Genomic DNA, 15048 nt, shown 5'->3' with positions numbered 1-15048 from the left:
CGATGAAATCCACACCCAACTCCAGCGCGAACTCCAGATCGGCGATGTCCTTCTCCGACAACGCCGGCACCGAGACGTTCATCCCGGGCAACGAAACACCCTTGTTGTTCGAGACGGGGCCACCCTCCGTGACCTCGCAGACCACATCGTCGCCATCCACCGAGAGGACCTTCAAGCCGACCTTGCCATCGTCGACCAACAACCGATCACCCGGGCGAGCATCCTGCGCGAGCTCCTTGTAGGTGGTCGAGACCCGATCATGCGTGCCGACCACATCCTCAACGGTGATCCGCACCGTCTCACCGGTCTCCCACACCGTCCGCCCATCACCGGCGAAACGACCCAACCGGATCTTCGGACCCTGCAGATCCGCCAGGATCCCCACCGCCCGACCAGTCCTATCCGAAGCCGCCCGGACACGGTTGTAATTCACCGCATGATCAGCGTGCTCGCCGTGACTGAAATTCAGGCGCGCGACATCCATCCCCTCCTCCACGAGAGCGAGGACCTTCTCATCAGTTCCGACAGCAGGGCCCAGGGTGCAGACGATCTTGGTTCGACGAGTCACGGCGTCCACGTTAGTCCTCCTTATTCCGCGATGTGGAGTCTCCCGGCAACCCGCCGGTATCCATCAGGCGAACATCCGACTCCTGGTCGGCGGCGGGATCGGCGTCAGGGGCGGCGGGGGTGGTCGATTCGCCCTGCTCGGAGCCGCTTTCCGACGGTGCCGTCGCCGCCTCGTCGACGAACACCGACTCCTCGCGGCCCTTCGGTGCGAGCAGGAAGTAGGCGACGGCGCCCGCGAAGACGAGCGCCGCGGTGAAGACGTTGATCCGCACGCCGAAGATCAGCGTCGCGTGATCGTCGCGCATCAGCTCGATGAAGAAGCGCCCCAGGCAGTACCCGGCGACGTACAGCGCGAAGAGGCGGCCGTGGCCGATGCGGAAGCGTCGGTCGACGATCACGAGGACGGCCGCGACCAGCAGATTCCAGATCAGCTCGTACAGGAAGGTGGGCTGGACGACGGCGAGCACGACGCCCGTGCTGTGCCCGTCGAGCACGTCCGGTCCGCGCTGTCCCACGTCGTTGGCGCGCTCGAAGATCTCGAGGCCCCAGGGCAGTGTCGTCGGCGCTCCGTAGAGCTCCTGGTTGAACCAGTTGCCGAGCCGGCCGATGGCCTGCGCGACGATGATCGCGGGCGCGATCGCATCGGCGAAGGGGCCGAGTTTGATACCCATCCGGCGGCATCCGATGGCGGCACCGACGCCGCCGAGCGCCACCGCGCCCCAGATGCCGAGGCCGCCGTCCCAGATGCGGAAGACGGCGCCGAGGCCGCGGCCGTTCGGTCCGAAGTAGGTGCTGAAGTCGGTCATCACGTGGTAGAGCCGGCCGCCGACGAGGCCGAACGGGACGGCCCAGACCGCCACGTCGAGGACCTGCCCCGGCTTGCCGCCGCGGGCGACCCAGCGGCGGTCGCCCCACCAGCAGGCGACGACGATGCCGATGATGATGCACAGGGCGTAGGCGCGGATCGGGACTGGCCCGAGGTGCCAGACGCCCTGGGCGGGACTCGGGATACTCGCGAGGATCACGCCCGTCACCCTACTGACCGTGCGGAGGGGACGTCACTGCGAGCGCAGCCGCTCCCACAGCTCGGGCCAGGCGACCGTGCGGCCGGAGTAGAGCTGCACGACCGGATCGCCGTGCTCGCCGGGCGCGGGCACCGCCCGACGGTGCGCGAAGGCCGCATCGAGGACCGGGGACGGCTCGCCGATCCACACGACGGCGCGGGCATCGTCCGGCGGGCGTCCGAAGTAGTAGTACGCCCGGTGGCCGCTGTAGGCACGGGGCAACCCCGCGTCGCGGCCGAAGTAGTCGACGGCGGCGGCGAACGGATAGCTCTCTGCGACGATGACGGCCCCGTCGAGGTCGGCGGGCGGCAGACTCCGGTACGCGGCGACGACGGTGTCCGACAGCCCCTGCAGCAGCGTGTCGCCGTCGATCAGCATCGTGGCCGGCGCGCGCAGCGGCGGCGTGCCGATCCGCTCGGCCGTCGCCGGCGACCACACCGGCGCGCTGCCGATCCAGCTCGCCGTCGATCCGAGGAGAGCGAGGACGGCCACCGTCCGGAGGACCCCGTGCATCCTTCGTCCGCGGCGTGCGACCCACCGCTCGACGACGACGGCACCCGCGGCCATCGGGAGCGCGTACACGGAGGCCAGGTAGTACGCGCGGCCGTGGGTCACGACGATCGCGACGACCACCAGCACCACCGCGACGCCGAGGAAGCGGTACGGACGCAATTCGCGCGAACGCAGCAGCGCCACGACACCGGCGAGCAGCAGGGGCAGGCCGATGAGCAGGCCCGCACCGAACAGCCCCACCAGCGCGAAGCCCGCGCCGCCCGGCCATTCCGCCCGGACCACTGCGCCCATCCGCATGTAGGCCCAATGATGCCCTGCCTGCCACCACAGCGTGGGGGCGATCGCGACCACCGCGACCGCACCGCCGGCCCACAGCGCGGGCCGCGTGAGCAGCCGCCGGGGCCCGCAGGCCAGGGCGCCGAGCGCCACCGCGATCCACAACGCGGGCACGAGGAACTTCGTCAGCAGCGACAACGCGGTCACGAACCCGGCGAGGAGCAGGAGCCGATCGTCGCGGGAGCGGGCCCACCGCACCAGGAGGTGGACGATGACCGTCCACCACAGCGGATCGAGCGAGTACGTCGCGAGCCAATGACCGACGGCGCTCACCAGCGACATGGCGACGGCCGCGGCGGCGAAGACCTGGGCCCACGCCCGCCCGCCGAGTTCGCGGGCGATCAGTCCGGCGAGGAGGGTGATCGCGACGACGGCGAACGTCGCGGGGAGCCGGAGCACCACGAGGTTCCCGTGGGCGATCCGGTCGAGACCCGCGGCGAGCAGCGGCACGAGCGGCGGCTGGTCGAAATACCCCGCGGCCGGATGGTCCCGCCCGGCGACGATGAAGTAGGCCTCGTCGAAGAAGTGGCCGTAATTGCGGCTGCCGATCAGCATCACGGCGAGCACGACGGCGCCGACGAGGGCCAGCGGCAGGCGCGCGACGGGCGGTGGACCGCCGGGCGCGCCGGCGTCGGCTCGGGTTACGGGGGCGGTGACCTGGGATGTCATGCCGTCGACGGTCGCGCACACCGCGGCCCGCGCGGTAGCGCCGTACGGCGGCCCGTCGACCGACGAAAGGAGGTATCGGCACCGTCGGGCCCGTCCCTACGATGAGTCCATGCCCCACGACCCCGGACCCCGCGAGCGTTCCGCTCAGGCCGCGCTGCTCGGCGTGACCGCGGCCGGCACCGTGGCGCTCGTGATCGCCCTCTTCCCGGCGTTGCGCAGCCCGGGCCTGTGGTCGGGGGCGGCGGCGATGTTCCTCGCGTCCGCGGCCGTCGCGGTGTTGCGCCCGGTCCTCGCATCACCCGTCGTCGCGGCGGCCGGCTGCGTCCTCGTGCTCGGTCCGTGGGCCGAGGCCACGTCCGCGGGCGCCGCGATCTGGGTCGCGGTCGCCGCCTCGCTCGTCTCCTCCGCGGCCGCGCAGACGGTGCGGGACCGCAGCGAGGTCGTGATCGCCTTCCTCCCCTTCGCCGTCTTCGCCGCGGCCGTCGCCGCGTCCTCGCATTCGGCGTGGGGCGCGCTCGGCTCGCTGGCGCCGGTGCTCGGCGGGACCACCTTCGGGCTGGCGATGCGCCTGCGGGCCGCCCAGAGGGAACGCCGGGCCCTCGCCGCGCGACAGGCTCGAGCCGACGAACGGCTGGCGCTGGCCGCCGAGCTCCACGACCTGGCGACCGCGCGGCTCACGCGGATCGTGCTCGCCGCGCGCACCGCGCAGCAGCGCGGGATCGAGGAGGACGCGCAGGCCGCGCTGGCCGAACTGCGGCGCGTGGTCGTCGGCTTGCAGACCGCCGACGCGCCGTCGACCTCGTTGGACCTCGGCGGGCTCGTCACGACCTGCGAGGTCGAGGGCGCGCTCGGTGCGGCCGTCAGCCGGGCCCGCGACGCCGGCCAGCACGTCGACCTGTCGGGGGCGGTGGCACAGCCGCTCCCCCGCGCGACCGCGGACTGCCTCGCCCGGGTCCTCGAGGAGGGCCTCGCGAACGCGCGGAAGCACGCCGCGGGGGCGCCGGTCGACGTCGAGGTCACCGCTCATGGCGTCCGCGTGCACAATCCGCCGTCGCAGGCCGATGCCGATCTGGTCGCGACCGGCAGCGGCACGGGCCTCCGGGGGCTGGCGGCACGCACCGCTCTCGTGGGCGGGACGCTGCGGCACGGTCCGTCGCCCGACGGTGGCTGGACCCTGCAAGCCGACTTCTCGGCGGCCGACCGATGACGGTGCGGGTGCTCGTCGCGGACGACGACCCGATGGTGCGGGAGTACCTGCGCTCGGTCCTGTCCGCCGAAGCCGACCTCGACGTGGTGGCGACCGCCGCGGACGGCGCCGCGGCGGTCGAGGCCGGCATCGCGCACTCACCGCAGGTCGCGCTCCTCGATGTGCGGATGCCCGGGGTCGACGGGATCGTCGCGACCCGCGCCCTGCGCGCGTTGGACCCGCCGGTCGCGGTCGTCCTGATCACCACGTTGGACACCGACGCGGTCCTGGTCGACGGGCTGGCGGCCGGTGCCGCGGGCTTCGTGGTGAAGACCGCTGAGCCGACGCTCCTGGCGTCCGCCGTGCGGACTGCGGCCACCGGGGGCTCGCTGCTCTCGCCCGACGCGCTCGCCCGGCTCGTGCGTCTCGCCGACGACCGCCCGCGTCGCGATCCACGGATCGACGCACTCGGAGAGCGGGACCGCGACGTGCTGCGCGAGCTGGCGACGGGCGCGTCGAACGCGGAGATCGCGGTGCGGCTCTTCCTCGCCGAGTCCACGGTGAAGGGGTACGTCTCCGCGCTGATGACGCGACTGGACTGCGCGAACCGTACCCAACTCGCACTCCTCGGGGCCGCCCTGTGAGCGGCGCACCGGATCTCGTCGTGCTGGGGCTCGGGCCGGCGGGACGCGCACTGGCACACCGGGCCGCGGCCTCGGGGCTGACGGTGCGCGCCTTCGACCCGGCGCCCGACGCGCGGTGGCGGCGCACCTTCGGGCTGTGGGCCGACGAGCTGCCGCCGTGGCTCCCCGACGGGGTCGTCGCCGCAGTTTCTTCGCCGCAGGTCGTCGCGCGGACCCGGCACGACCTGCGCCGGGAGTACGCGGTGCTCGACGTGAACGCGCTGCAGGACGCGCTGCCGCTCGACGACGTGGAGGTCCGGGCGGAACGGGCGGAGCGCGACGGGCACGCGGGCGCGTTCGTCGTCGATGCGCGGGGGCCGGCACCGTCGGACACCTCCGGCGTGCCCCGGCAGACGGCGGCCGGGGTGCTGGTTCCGGCCGGCGCGCATGAGGAGCTGTGGATGGACTGGCGGCCCGCGCCGGGCGTGCCGGACGCGGCGCCGGCGTCCTTCCTCTACGCCGTGCGGGTGTCCGACGAGGCAGTGCTGCTCGAGGAGACCTGTCTCGCGGGCGCGCCCGCGCTCACCGTCGAGGAGTTGGAGGTCCGCCTGCAAGCCCGGCTGGCCGAGCGGAGTATCGAGGCGGGCGCGCTGTACGAGCGGGTCGACTTCCCGCTGCTGGCCCCCGGTCCACGCCGCGGGCGTGGCTGGTGCGGGGTGGGCGTGCGCGGCACCACGCTCCATCCGGCAACGGGCTACTCCGTGGCGGGATCGCTGGCCTTCGCGGACGACGCGGTGGCGGCGCTGCGCGCGGCCCGGAACCCCGTCGGGGCCGACGCGGTCGCGGCGCACCGCCTGCGGGCGGCCGCGCTGCACGCGCTGCTGGGGATGTCTGCGCCCGAGCAGCGCGACTTCTTCGAGGTCTTCTTCGGGCTCCCCGATCGGCACGTGCGCGCCTTCCTGGCCGGACGATCCCCGGCGACGACGAACGCCGCAGCGATGGCTGCGGCGTTCGTGGCGGCACCGTGGGGGCTGCGCCGGCGCCTGGCGCGTGCTGTTACTCCGCCGGGTTCTCGCCGGCGGCGCTGAAGTCGGCCTGCTCGATCTCGAGCGACCGGGCCTGGCCGATGAGATCCTCGAGGGCGGCGGGCGGCAGCGCGCCGGCCTCGTTGTAGACGAGGTTGCCCTTCTTGAAGACCATCAGCGTGGGGATCGAGCGGATGTTGGCCGCTGCGGCGAGGCTCTGCTCGGCTTCGGTGTCGACCTTCGCGAAAACCACGTCGGGGTGGGCGTCCGATGCCTTCTCAAAGGTCGGCGCGAACGCGCGACAGGGCCCGCACCAGGAGGCCCAGAAGTCCACCAGCACGATATCGTTGCCGGTCACGGTCTGATCGAACTTGTCTGCGGTCAATTCAACTGTCGCCATACTCTCCCCAACGATTTTGCCGACTCCATGATTCCCATTCGCCAAAATGTCGGATGGGATCGCTATTGTCTACTCGGGCGCGCACCCGTGCGCCGCATGTACACCGAGTACATCTACTAAGGGGATACACATGACCGACGTGCTTCGCGCAGGTAACCAGCTCGGCCTCGGGGAGACCCTGGACTCCCTCAACGGCGGCTACACGCTGACCCTGCAGAGCGACGGCAACCTCGTGCTCACCGAGGGCACCGGCACCGTGGTGTGGGCCAGCGCGACCGACGGCAAGGGCGTCGAGCGGGCCAACTTCCAGACCGACGGAAACTTCGTGCTCTACAACGGCGCCGGCGAGGGCGTCTGGTCGACCAACACCGAGGGCACCGGCGCCGACCGCATCGTGCTGCAGGACGACCGCAATCTCGTCGTCTACGCCGGTGACGTCGACAAGTGGGCCTCCAACACGGCCACCGACCAGCCCGCCCCGGCTCGTCAGGCCGCTCCGGAGCCCGAGCCCGTCGCCGCCGAGGCGCCCGCCGCTCCCGCGCCGCGCACGCACACCGTCGCCTCGGGCGACACCCTGTGGGCCATCGCCGAGCAGTACCTGGGCGACGGCAACCGCTACACCGAGATCGCGCAGCTCAACAACATCGCGAACCCGGATCTGATCAACGTGGGCCAGGTCATCACCATCCCCTGATCGCCGAAGATCACGCTCTGAATCACGCAACGGCCCGCCCTCGCATCAGCGAGGGCGGGCCGTTGTCGTGGTCAGCGGGTCCGCGGATGGCAGCCCAGCGACGCCGAGACCACGGCGAGCGGCGTGCTCGCCAGGCGGAGGTTGTGGCGCTCCTGCGGCGTCATGGTCCAGCGGGCGTGCAGGTTCCGAGCGAATGCGAACATGATGCGGATCCTTCTCCGGCGGTGCCGGTCGTACGGTGATCCATCGAGTATCGAACCGAACCACCGAGTGGCGCAACGCTAATCGCGTTAAGACCGCGTATCGGTCGCGTAGCCGTCACTCGCCGCGCAGCAACCCCTTCGCCACGTGGGTCACCTGGATCTCGTTGCTGCCCGCGTAGATCATCAGCGACTTCGCGTCGCGCGCGAGCTGCTCCACGCGGTACTCGGCCATGTAGCCGTTGCCGCCGAAGAGTTGCACGGCCTCCATCGCGACCTCGGTCGCGGCCCGCGAGCTGTAGAGCTTCATCGCCGACGCCTGCGCCAGCGTGGGCGGCTTACCCGCCCGCGAGGCCTCGATCGCGGTGAACAGCATGTTCTGGACGTTGATCCGGGCCACCTCCATCTCGGCGAGCTTGAGCTGGATGAGCTGGAACTTCCCGATCTCCTGGCCCCACAGGGTGCGCGAGCGCGCGTAGTCGATCGAGAGTCGCTGCGCCTCGTTGATGATGCCGAGCGCGAGCGCCGCAATACCGATCCGCTCCGCCGTGAACCCCGCCTTCGCGGAGGCCCCGCCGCCGCCGGGCGTCTCCTCGGTCTCGCCGAGCAGGCGGTCCGGCCCGAGACGCACGTCGTCGAAGAAGAGTTCCCCGGTGGGCGAGCTCATCATGCCCATCTTCTTGAAGGCCTTGCCCTGGGTCAGCCCCTCCATGCCCGTGTCCAGCACGAAGGTGAGCACCTTGCGGTCGCGGATCGGCGTGCCGTCGCCCTCGTCGAGCTTGGCGAAGACCACGATGGTGTCGGCGTGCGGGCCGTTGGTGATGAAGGTCTTCTGCCCCTTGAGGATGTACCCGCCGGAGCCGTCGCGGCGGACCGTCGTCTTCATACCGCCGAGCGCGTCCGAGCCGCTGTCGGGCTCGGTGATCGCCCACGCGCCGACCTTCTCCATCGTGACCAGCTCGGGCAGCCAGCGCTTCTTCTGCGCGAGGGTGCCGCGCGACTTGATGGTCGAGACCGTGAGCCCCATGCTCACCCCCATCGACCCGATGAGGCCGAGGCTCACGCCCGCCATCTCCACATTGAGGATGAGGAACATCGATGAGCTGAGGGTGCTGGAACCGCCGGCCTTCGGCTTCTCCCCCGCCTCCTCGGCGGCCAGCTCGGCCTCCAGGTTCTCGCGGTTGACCTGGTCGATGCCGAAGGTCTGCAGCATCTTGCGGGTGATGTCGTAGGGCGGCAGCGCGCCGGTCTCCAGCTCGTCGACGTGCGGACGCACCTCCTTGTCGATGAACGCCCGCAGGGCGTCGCGCACCATCAGGTCTTCGTCGGACCACTCGAACACCGGAAACCTCCGTCAATAGAACATGTTCTACATACTGGGGTCCATCCTCGCACCTCCCGCGAGCCGATGGTGCGCGAACCCCGACGAAGCCTTGACCTCAACCATCGTCGAGGAAATAGCGTCGACGCCATGGAGACCTACACCGACGCCCGCATCCTCACCCAACCCGTCGGCTACTGGGCCAGCATGGCCGGCAGCGCCGTGGTGACCCACATCCGCGCCACCCTCGAACGACACGGCCTCACCCAGCCGCAGTGGTGGGCGCTGAACTACATCGCCGCCCGGCCGGACGGGGTGCCGCTCGACGAGGTGGTCGAGTACCACCGCGGCTTCGTCGACACGGACGACGCGCTGCGGCCCGACGTGACCTGCCTCGTCGCGACCGGCCTGCTCGAGGAGGCCGACGGGGTCCTCACGGTCAGCGCGGCCGGGCAGCAGCGCCGCGACGAGACGTGGCCCGACATCCGGGCCGCCCTCGCCAGGATCCGCGCCGGCCTCAGCGACGACGAATTCATCACCACCATCCGATCGCTGCAGCGGATGATCGACAACGTCGGCGCGAGAGCGTGGCACGCCTGAATCAGTTCACCTTGCGCTCCAGGGCGTCCCAGAACGGGGCGCGGAGAACGAACTTCTGGATCTTGCCGGTCGCAGTGCGGGGCAGGGAGTCGACGAAGTCGATGCGCTTGGGGCACTTGTAGCCGGCGAGATGCTCGCGGGTGTGGGCGATCAGGTCCTCGGCGGTCACTCCGTCGGCCACGACGATCGCGGTGACCAGCTCGCCCCACTTCTCATCGGGAATGCCGATGACGGCGACCTCGCGCACCGCCGGATGCAGCGCCAGCGCGTCCTCGACCTCGATCGAGGTGACGTTCTCTCCGCCGGAGATGATGACGTCCTTCTTGCGGTCCGCGATCGTCAGATAGCCGCCGTCGAAGGTCCCGCGGTCGCCGGTGTGGAACCAGTCGCCCTCCAGCGCGGCGGCGGTCTCGGCGGGCTTGTTCCAGTACGCGGTGAGCGCGTGGTTGGTCCGGGTGAGGATCTCGCCGTCCTCGTCGATCGCCAACTCCACACCGAGGGCCGGCGCACCGGCGCGGCCGAGCTTGCGGGCCACCTCCATCGGGTCGTCGCCCGACCACTCCGCGCGCTCGCGGTTCACCGTGATGAGCGGCGAGGTCTCGGTGAGGCCGTAGATCTGGATGAACTCCCAGCCCAGCTCGAACCGCACGCGGTGGATCACGCGCGTGGGCGGCGGCGCACCCGCGCAGATGACGCGCACGGTGCCGCTGCCCGGGATCGGTCCGTCCCACTCGGCAGCGGCGTCGAGCGCCGCGGTCACCACCGCGGGCGCGGCGCACATGATCGTCACGCCGTGGTCGCGGACGCGGCGGAGGATCTCGGCACCGTCGACCTTGCGGAGGACGACGTGCTTGATCCCGACCCCGGTGGCGGCGAACGGCATTCCCCAGCCGTTGGCGTGGAACATCGGCAGGGTGTGCAGCAGGACGTCGTTGTCGGTGAGGGCCACGTGCAGCCCGAAGACCGTCGCGTTGAGCCACAGGTTCCGGTGCGTGAGCTGCACGCCCTTCGGCCGCGCGGTGGTGCCGGAGGTGTAGTTGATGGTGGCGGTGGCGGTCTCGTCACCCGCCCAGGGCGCGGGGTCGGCGGTGCCGCCGAAGATCGCATCGTCGTCGCGGCCGAGGACGAAGACGTGCTTCGCCGTGACGGTCTCGGCGAGGTGCTCGACCTCGGGATCGAGGAGCAGCACCTCGGCGCCCGAGTCCTCGACGATGTACTCGACCTCGGCGGGCGCGAGGCGGAAGTTGACGGGCACCAGGATGCGACCCCAGCCGGAGACGCCGAAGAACGAGGTCAGCAGCCGCGCGGCGTTCTGCGAGACGATCGCGACGCGGCCGCCCACGGGGACGCCGAGTTCGTCGAGGCGGGCGGCCTGCCCGCGGGCGAGGGCCGCCATCTCGGCGTAGGTCTTCTCGCCCCACGACGGTGCGGGTTGGTCCAGCTCGTCGACCATCCCGATGCGCTCGGGATAGACGATCTCGGCCCGGTTCAGGAAGTCACGCACACCCAGATTCACGAACATGCGGCCCAGGCTATTGCCGTCGCACCCCTCCCGCGGCGAGTCCGGCAAACCGACCCTGGCGCCATCCTTGCTAGCTTGCTAGCATCCTAGCCATGGGAGACGAGGTGAAGCAGTTCAACGTGTACCTGCCGGCCGCATTGATCAAACGGATCAAGCTGCACGCGTTGGAGACCGAGCAGTCGCTGTCGGCACTGTCGGCCGCCGCCCTGACCGAGTACCTCGCCTCCCATTCCCCCGATCCGTCCACCGAGGAGTAACGCCATGTCCACACAGGGTGTCGCCGCCTTCTACATCACCACCCACAACTGGGGTGCCACTGCCAAGTTCCTGACCGACCTCGGCTTCACGGTCGATTTCGAGACCGATCACAACTCGGGGCAGCTCACCGCTCCGGAGGGACCGTCGATCTTCGTCGCCGAAGTCCCCGCGTCCGAGCCGACGGGGATCTCCCCGGTCGTGCGCATCGACGACGAGGCCGCGTTCGACGCCGCCTTCGCCGACACCCACTACGGGGCCCGCGAGGCGACCCTGCGCGATCCGGACGGCCGCACCTGGGTCGTCCAAGCGTCAGCACTGCGATGAACACCGTCGCCCCCGAGGACACCGCTGCACGCACCGCACTGTGGCGCGCTCTGCACGCCGAGCTCGACCCCTCCCCCGTCCTCACCGACACGATCGGACTCGACCTCCTCGCGCCGGCACCGGGCTGGCGCGACCGCGCCGACATGGACCCCGACTTCACGCGCGGGATGCGCGCCTGGGTCGCGACCCGCTCGCGGATCGTCGAGGACCTCGTACTGAGCAGCGGTATCGAGCAGTACGTGCTGCTCGGCGCCGGTCTCGACACCTTCGCCCAGCGCCACCCGGACTCCACCGCCACCGTCTTCGAGGTCGACGAGCCCGGCCCCCAGCAGTGGAAGCGCATACGCCTCGACACACTCGGCCTGCTCGCGGACCGGCAGCGGTTCGTCCCCGTCGATTTCGAATCCGACGGGGACTGGCTCACCCGCCTGCACGCGCTCGGACTCGACACCCTCCGGCCCGCCGTCGTCTCCTCCCTCGGGGTATCGATGTACCTGACCCCAGAGGCGACCGCAGTCACCCTCGAGACCGTCGCGGGGCTCGCGCCCGGCACCGTTTTCGCGATGACCTATCAGCCGCCCACCGAATCGCTGTCCGGGGTAGACCGCCACGCCCGCGAGGTCAGCATGGCCGGGGCGGAGGGTAACGGCACACCGTTCCGGTCCTTCTACACCGCTCGCGAAGCGACGGATCTCGCTCGGGCGGCGGGCTTCTCGTCGGCGCAAACGATCTCCACCGAGGACGCCGCCACCCGCTACTTCTCCGGCCGGTCCGACGGGCTCACCCCCGCCCACGGCGAGGAGATGCTCATCGCCACGGTGTGACCGTTGCCGCCGTTCTTACCTCTGACTAAAGTCAGAGATATGAACGAACAGGTGGACGACGTCCGGCGGTTCAACCGCGCGGTCACCCAGCGGCTCGGCGTGCTGCAGGATCGCTACCTCGCGCGGGACCGGCCGCTCGGGCAGGCGCGACTGCTCTGGGAGATCGGGCGGTCGCCGGATGGCGTCGACGTCCGGGACCTGCGGGGGCGCATGGATCTCGACTCCGGCTACCTCAGCCGGCTGCTCCGCGCGCTCGAGTCCGACGGCCTGGTCACCGTCGCCGGGGCAGACGGTGACGGTCGGGTCCGGACCGCGCGGGTCACGCCCGAGGGCGCGGCTGAGTACGACGAGCTGGAGGCTCGCTCCGAGGACGCCGCCGGCGCACTGCTGGCCCCGCTGTCGGAGGGACAACGCGAGCGGCTGGTCACGGCGATGCAGGAGGTGGAGCGCCTCCTGCTCGCGTCGCTGGTGCGGATCGACGACGCCCGCCCCGAGTCGCCGGCGGCGGTGTTCGCGGCGCACGCCTACTACGCCGAGCTGGGCGAACGCCTGCAGGACGGTTTCGACCCGGGCGTAGGAGGCGCGATCCGGGACGCGGCGATCACGCCACCCGCCGGACTCCTGCTCGTCGCGACGCTGCGCGGGGAGACGGTGGGGTGCGGCGCGCTGACGTTCCAGGACGACGGGTTCGCGGAGGTCAAGCGCGTCTGGGCCGCGCCGTCGGTGCGCGGACTGGGGCTCGGCCGACGGATCATGGCCGAGTTGGAGGAGCGGGCGCGGGCCGCGGGCGTCCGGACCCTGCGCCTCGACACGAACGGCAACCTCACCGAGGCGATCGGCCTCTACCGGAAGCTCGGGTACCGCGAGGTCGAGCGGTACAACGACAATCCCTACGCGCACCACTGGTTCGCGAAGGACCTGTCGACGATCGGCCCTATCATCTCCGCATGACCGACATCTCGCTGGCGGAGATCCTGCTCCGCCTGGCCGCTGCGCTCGCTCTCGGTATCGCGATCGGCGTCGAGCGTCAGTGGGCGGCGTTCAACGCGGAGCTGCAGACCAATGCCCTCGTCTCGCTCGGTTCCGCTCTCTTCGTGGTGTTCGGCGCGATGAGTTTCGCCGGCACCTCCGGCGACCCGCGACGGGTGGCGGCACAGGTCGTCACCGGCATCGGATTCCTGTGCGGCGGAGTGATCCTCAAGCAGGGCGCCACCGTTCTCGGACTGAACACCGCGGCGACACTGTGGTCGTCGGCGGCGATCGGCTGCCTCTGCGCGGCGGGCATGTTCGCGGTGGCGGTCCTGGGGACCGTGGCCGTGGTCAGCTGCAACATCTCTCTGCGCTGGCTCAGCCGGGCGATCGGAAGGCGCGGCGCCAACCCCCTCGGCGTGGCCTCCGAGTACCTCGTCGAAGTGGATTGCTCCTCCCGTGAGGAGGGCCCGATCCGCGACCGTCTCTTCGAGGAGTTCCGCGACCGGCGGTTCGCCGTGAGCGCGGTGCGGACCACGGACGATGCGACCGGGGCGCGGATCTCGGTCGACGTGACCGTGCGCGGCGGGACGGACGCGCGGTTCGCCGAGGCGGTCGACGCGCTCGCCCTGCTCCCCGGCGTCGCCGCGGCGCGCTGGACCGCGGCCCGCTGAGCGGTTATCCCGCCGAGGGGTGCGCCGAGACGGGCAGGCCCTGCGGCGACGCTCTCGCCGAGCGCCTCTGGCAGCTCCAGGTCCAGCCCGGCCCGTTCCGCACCACAGTCGGCGACGAGCCGGCCTGACCCGAAGGCGACCCCATGGTCGACACCCCGATCCGCATCTCGCTGGACAGCCAGGCGATCGTCTTCCACTACTCGAAGATCGGGTACTGGCCCGGCACCGCCGTGCTCGCCCGCATGGACATCGACGTGGACGCCTTCACAGGCTGGGAAGGGCCGAAGCCGGCGCGGATCGAGCTCGCGGACCGATGATGCGGCCCGGGAACTGTTCGTCGTGGCCGGCCCACGCGCATTCAGGGTCGCTGTCGGTACCCCTTTCCACGGGGCTCCCCATCTCCCCGGACGCACCTAGCGTGTGAAGAGCCAGCCGGTAGCGATACGAACATGTCAGTCCTGCCTGGAATGATCGCCCTCAGTGGCATGAGCGCGATCAGCACCTGGGCTGATCCGACAGGTCGCGGGAGGGGAACGACGGCGGGTGGGATCAGAGAATCAGACCTCGATGGAGTGGATCAATGCGCATCCACTGGCAAGCCTGTTGTTCTGGTGGGCGATCGCGTTCACCGTTCTGTACATCGGCCGTCACCTGGTGGCCTGGTTACTCGTACAACTGCTAATCAGGATCATGCCGTCGCGCGAGAGGAAGATCAACAAGCACTACTCGGTGCTCGATCGACGACCTCGAGAACTTGTTCCTGATGCGTCGATGCCCTACTCAACTATTAAGCGGCAGCGGGTGCCGTCGGGCTTGACAAAGGCGCAGTTCAAGGAGTGGGAGCACATCGCCGACCTGGCCGTGCCGATTGACCATATGGACTTGGTGTCGTGGGCCCAGTGGGACATGCGGCGGTCGCGCCTGGTGGGTCTGATCGTGAGAACGCGGGAAAGGCTCGGTGGTGCGTCCGGGTTGGTGATCACTCTGGCTGTTGCCTGGTGGCTGCGGCCGATTCCCGGCGTGGTTTCTTGGATCAACGACGCCTGGACACGAATCGGGTCGTTTGTCAGCGAGGGGCAGCTGCCGCGCTACCTTCCAGCTGTGCTCCTTGTTCTCGGTCTGATCATCGCCATCGGACGCATGCCGTTGATCGATGGGACTGCTGCACGATCGGGTGACAGTGTCGGTGTCATGCCGCTGAGGCGGCTGTGTTGATGATCGTCTCGTATTCGACGGGCGTCAACCGGCCGAGGCGGACCTGACGGCGTCGGCGGTGGTA

At 70.5% G+C, this 15048-nt stretch carries 19 protein-coding genes; 12 read left to right on the top strand and 7 right to left on the bottom strand.

Features of this window, described 5'->3' with window-relative positions; translation table 11 throughout:
* The 3 genes from FK530_RS23965 to FK530_RS23955 form a co-directional block, all read right to left on the bottom strand.
* Positions 1-568, bottom strand: a 568-nt coding sequence (locus FK530_RS23965; protein ID WP_231706778.1) for a pyruvate kinase, incomplete at its 3' end; no start/stop codon positions are given.
* A gap of 10 nt (positions 569-578) precedes the next feature.
* The gene (gene lgt / locus FK530_RS23960) at positions 579-1592 is read right to left on the bottom strand and encodes a prolipoprotein diacylglyceryl transferase (protein WP_231706777.1); all 1014 of its coding nucleotides are present in this window, start codon (positions 1590-1592) and stop codon (positions 579-581) included.
* A gap of 33 nt (positions 1593-1625) precedes the next feature.
* Positions 1626-3149 (bottom strand): ArnT family glycosyltransferase, encoded by a 1524-nt coding sequence (locus tag FK530_RS23955; protein WP_146489374.1) that lies wholly within the window; start codon positions 3147-3149, stop codon positions 1626-1628.
* Between the two features lie 109 nt (positions 3150-3258).
* Here FK530_RS23955 and FK530_RS23950 point away from each other — a divergent pair, with 109 nt between their 5' ends.
* The 3 genes from FK530_RS23950 to FK530_RS23940 are packed head-to-tail and all read left to right on the top strand — an operon-like array spanning position 3259 to position 6046.
* Positions 3259-4356: a sensor histidine kinase gene (locus tag FK530_RS23950; RefSeq protein ID WP_146489373.1), complete on the top strand. Its 1098-nt coding sequence runs from the start codon at positions 3259-3261 to the stop codon at positions 4354-4356.
* Positions 4353-4979 (top strand): response regulator transcription factor, encoded by a 627-nt coding sequence (locus FK530_RS23945; protein ID WP_146489372.1) that lies wholly within the window; start codon positions 4353-4355, stop codon positions 4977-4979. Before FK530_RS23950 ends, FK530_RS23945 begins: the two co-directional genes overlap by 4 nt.
* Positions 4976-6046 (top strand): lycopene cyclase family protein, encoded by a 1071-nt coding sequence (locus tag FK530_RS23940; RefSeq protein ID WP_146489371.1) that lies wholly within the window; start codon positions 4976-4978, stop codon positions 6044-6046. The genes FK530_RS23945 and FK530_RS23940 overlap by 4 nt, the downstream gene beginning before the upstream one ends.
* Here the strand turns inward: FK530_RS23940 and trxA are convergent.
* Entirely contained in the window at positions 6015-6383 is a 369-nt protein-coding gene (gene trxA, locus FK530_RS23935) for a thioredoxin (protein ID WP_146429980.1), read from the bottom strand. The two genes, FK530_RS23940 and trxA, sit on opposite strands and share 32 nt — an antisense overlap.
* A 130-nt stretch (positions 6384-6513) precedes the next feature.
* On the opposite strand from trxA, the gene FK530_RS23930 reads away from it, so the two are divergent.
* Positions 6514-7077, top strand: coding sequence for a LysM peptidoglycan-binding domain-containing protein (locus tag FK530_RS23930; RefSeq protein ID WP_146489370.1), 564 nt, complete (start codon positions 6514-6516; stop codon positions 7075-7077).
* Positions 7078-7148: 71 nt separating this feature from the next.
* Here FK530_RS23930 and FK530_RS26945 read toward each other — a convergent pair whose 3' ends face one another.
* On the bottom strand, positions 7149-7280 hold the full coding sequence (locus FK530_RS26945) for a hypothetical protein (protein ID WP_262406940.1): 132 nt from the start codon (positions 7278-7280) through the stop codon (positions 7149-7151).
* 115 nt (positions 7281-7395) lie between these two features.
* The gene (locus FK530_RS23925; RefSeq protein WP_146489369.1) at positions 7396-8619 is read right to left on the bottom strand and encodes an acyl-CoA dehydrogenase family protein; all 1224 of its coding nucleotides are present in this window, start codon (positions 8617-8619) and stop codon (positions 7396-7398) included.
* A 129-nt stretch (positions 8620-8748) separates the two neighbouring features.
* On the opposite strand from FK530_RS23925, the gene FK530_RS23920 reads away from it, so the two are divergent.
* Positions 8749-9198 (top strand): MarR family winged helix-turn-helix transcriptional regulator, encoded by a 450-nt coding sequence (locus FK530_RS23920; RefSeq protein WP_146489368.1) that lies wholly within the window; start codon positions 8749-8751, stop codon positions 9196-9198.
* Between the two features lies 1 nt (position 9199).
* Here the strand turns inward: FK530_RS23920 and FK530_RS23915 are convergent, their stop codons facing one another.
* Positions 9200-10720, bottom strand: a complete 1521-nt coding sequence (locus tag FK530_RS23915) for an AMP-binding protein (protein ID WP_146489367.1) — start codon at positions 10718-10720, stop codon at positions 9200-9202.
* A 92-nt stretch (positions 10721-10812) separates the two neighbouring features.
* On the opposite strand from FK530_RS23915, the gene FK530_RS23910 reads away from it, so the two are divergent.
* From FK530_RS23910 to FK530_RS23880, 7 genes are all read left to right on the top strand, one after another.
* Positions 10813-10977 carry a ribbon-helix-helix domain-containing protein gene (locus FK530_RS23910; protein WP_146489366.1) on the top strand — a complete coding sequence of 55 codons (165 nt, stop codon included), beginning with the start codon at positions 10813-10815 and terminating at the stop codon, positions 10975-10977.
* A gap of 4 nt (positions 10978-10981) precedes the next feature.
* Positions 10982-11302 carry a VOC family protein gene (locus FK530_RS23905; RefSeq protein ID WP_146489365.1) on the top strand — a complete coding sequence of 107 codons (321 nt, stop codon included), beginning with the start codon at positions 10982-10984 and terminating at the stop codon, positions 11300-11302.
* Entirely contained in the window at positions 11299-12126 is an 828-nt protein-coding gene (locus tag FK530_RS23900) for a class I SAM-dependent methyltransferase (protein ID WP_146489364.1), read from the top strand. The genes FK530_RS23905 and FK530_RS23900 overlap by 4 nt, the downstream gene beginning before the upstream one ends.
* 39 nt (positions 12127-12165) lie before the next feature.
* Positions 12166-13077 (top strand): bifunctional helix-turn-helix transcriptional regulator/GNAT family N-acetyltransferase, encoded by a 912-nt coding sequence (locus FK530_RS23895; RefSeq protein WP_146489363.1) that lies wholly within the window; start codon positions 12166-12168, stop codon positions 13075-13077.
* Entirely contained in the window at positions 13074-13769 is a 696-nt protein-coding gene (locus tag FK530_RS26380) for an MgtC/SapB family protein (protein WP_191834176.1), read from the top strand. The genes FK530_RS23895 and FK530_RS26380 overlap by 4 nt, the downstream gene beginning before the upstream one ends.
* A 143-nt stretch (positions 13770-13912) precedes the next feature.
* Positions 13913-14086 (top strand): hypothetical protein, encoded by a 174-nt coding sequence (locus FK530_RS26015; protein WP_158645191.1) that lies wholly within the window; start codon positions 13913-13915, stop codon positions 14084-14086.
* A 250-nt stretch (positions 14087-14336) separates the two neighbouring features.
* Positions 14337-14984 (top strand): hypothetical protein, encoded by a 648-nt coding sequence (locus FK530_RS23880; protein ID WP_146489362.1) that lies wholly within the window; start codon positions 14337-14339, stop codon positions 14982-14984.
* Positions 14985-15048 lie beyond the last annotated feature (64 nt).

It is taken from the genome of Tsukamurella conjunctivitidis, assembly GCF_007858475.1.
Taxonomy (GTDB): Bacteria; Actinomycetota; Actinomycetes; order Mycobacteriales; family Mycobacteriaceae; genus Tsukamurella; species Tsukamurella conjunctivitidis.
Note: the sequence above shows the minus strand (reverse complement) of the source record. Positions and strands in the feature narration are given on the sequence as shown.

What these genes read in the sequence shown, in the direction of transcription:
- FK530_RS23955 (WP_146489374.1), bottom strand. Translation starts at nt 3,149, where the DNA reads ATGACATCCCAGGTCACCGCCCCCGTAACCCGAGCCGACGCCGGCGCG.
- FK530_RS23950 (WP_146489373.1), top strand. Translation starts at nt 3,259, where the DNA reads ATGCCCCACGACCCCGGACCCCGCGAGCGTTCCGCTCAGGCCGCGCTG.
- FK530_RS23945 (WP_146489372.1), top strand. Translation starts at nt 4,353, where the DNA reads ATGACGGTGCGGGTGCTCGTCGCGGACGACGACCCGATGGTGCGGGAG.
- trxA (WP_146429980.1), bottom strand. Translation starts at nt 6,383, where the DNA reads ATGGCGACAGTTGAATTGACCGCAGACAAGTTCGATCAGACCGTGACC.
- FK530_RS23930 (WP_146489370.1), top strand. Translation starts at nt 6,514, where the DNA reads ATGACCGACGTGCTTCGCGCAGGTAACCAGCTCGGCCTCGGGGAGACC.
- FK530_RS26945 (WP_262406940.1), bottom strand. Translation starts at nt 7,280, where the DNA reads ATGTTCGCATTCGCTCGGAACCTGCACGCCCGCTGGACCATGACGCCG.
- FK530_RS23920 (WP_146489368.1), top strand. Translation starts at nt 8,749, where the DNA reads ATGGAGACCTACACCGACGCCCGCATCCTCACCCAACCCGTCGGCTAC.
- FK530_RS23915 (WP_146489367.1), bottom strand. Translation starts at nt 10,720, where the DNA reads ATGTTCGTGAATCTGGGTGTGCGTGACTTCCTGAACCGGGCCGAGATC.
- FK530_RS23910 (WP_146489366.1), top strand. Translation starts at nt 10,813, where the DNA reads ATGGGAGACGAGGTGAAGCAGTTCAACGTGTACCTGCCGGCCGCATTG.
- FK530_RS23905 (WP_146489365.1), top strand. Translation starts at nt 10,982, where the DNA reads ATGTCCACACAGGGTGTCGCCGCCTTCTACATCACCACCCACAACTGG.
- FK530_RS23900 (WP_146489364.1), top strand. Translation starts at nt 11,299, where the DNA reads ATGAACACCGTCGCCCCCGAGGACACCGCTGCACGCACCGCACTGTGG.
- FK530_RS23895 (WP_146489363.1), top strand. Translation starts at nt 12,166, where the DNA reads ATGAACGAACAGGTGGACGACGTCCGGCGGTTCAACCGCGCGGTCACC.
- FK530_RS26380 (WP_191834176.1), top strand. Translation starts at nt 13,074, where the DNA reads ATGACCGACATCTCGCTGGCGGAGATCCTGCTCCGCCTGGCCGCTGCG.
- FK530_RS26015 (WP_158645191.1), top strand. Translation starts at nt 13,913, where the DNA reads ATGGTCGACACCCCGATCCGCATCTCGCTGGACAGCCAGGCGATCGTC.
- FK530_RS23880 (WP_146489362.1), top strand. Translation starts at nt 14,337, where the DNA reads ATGGAGTGGATCAATGCGCATCCACTGGCAAGCCTGTTGTTCTGGTGG.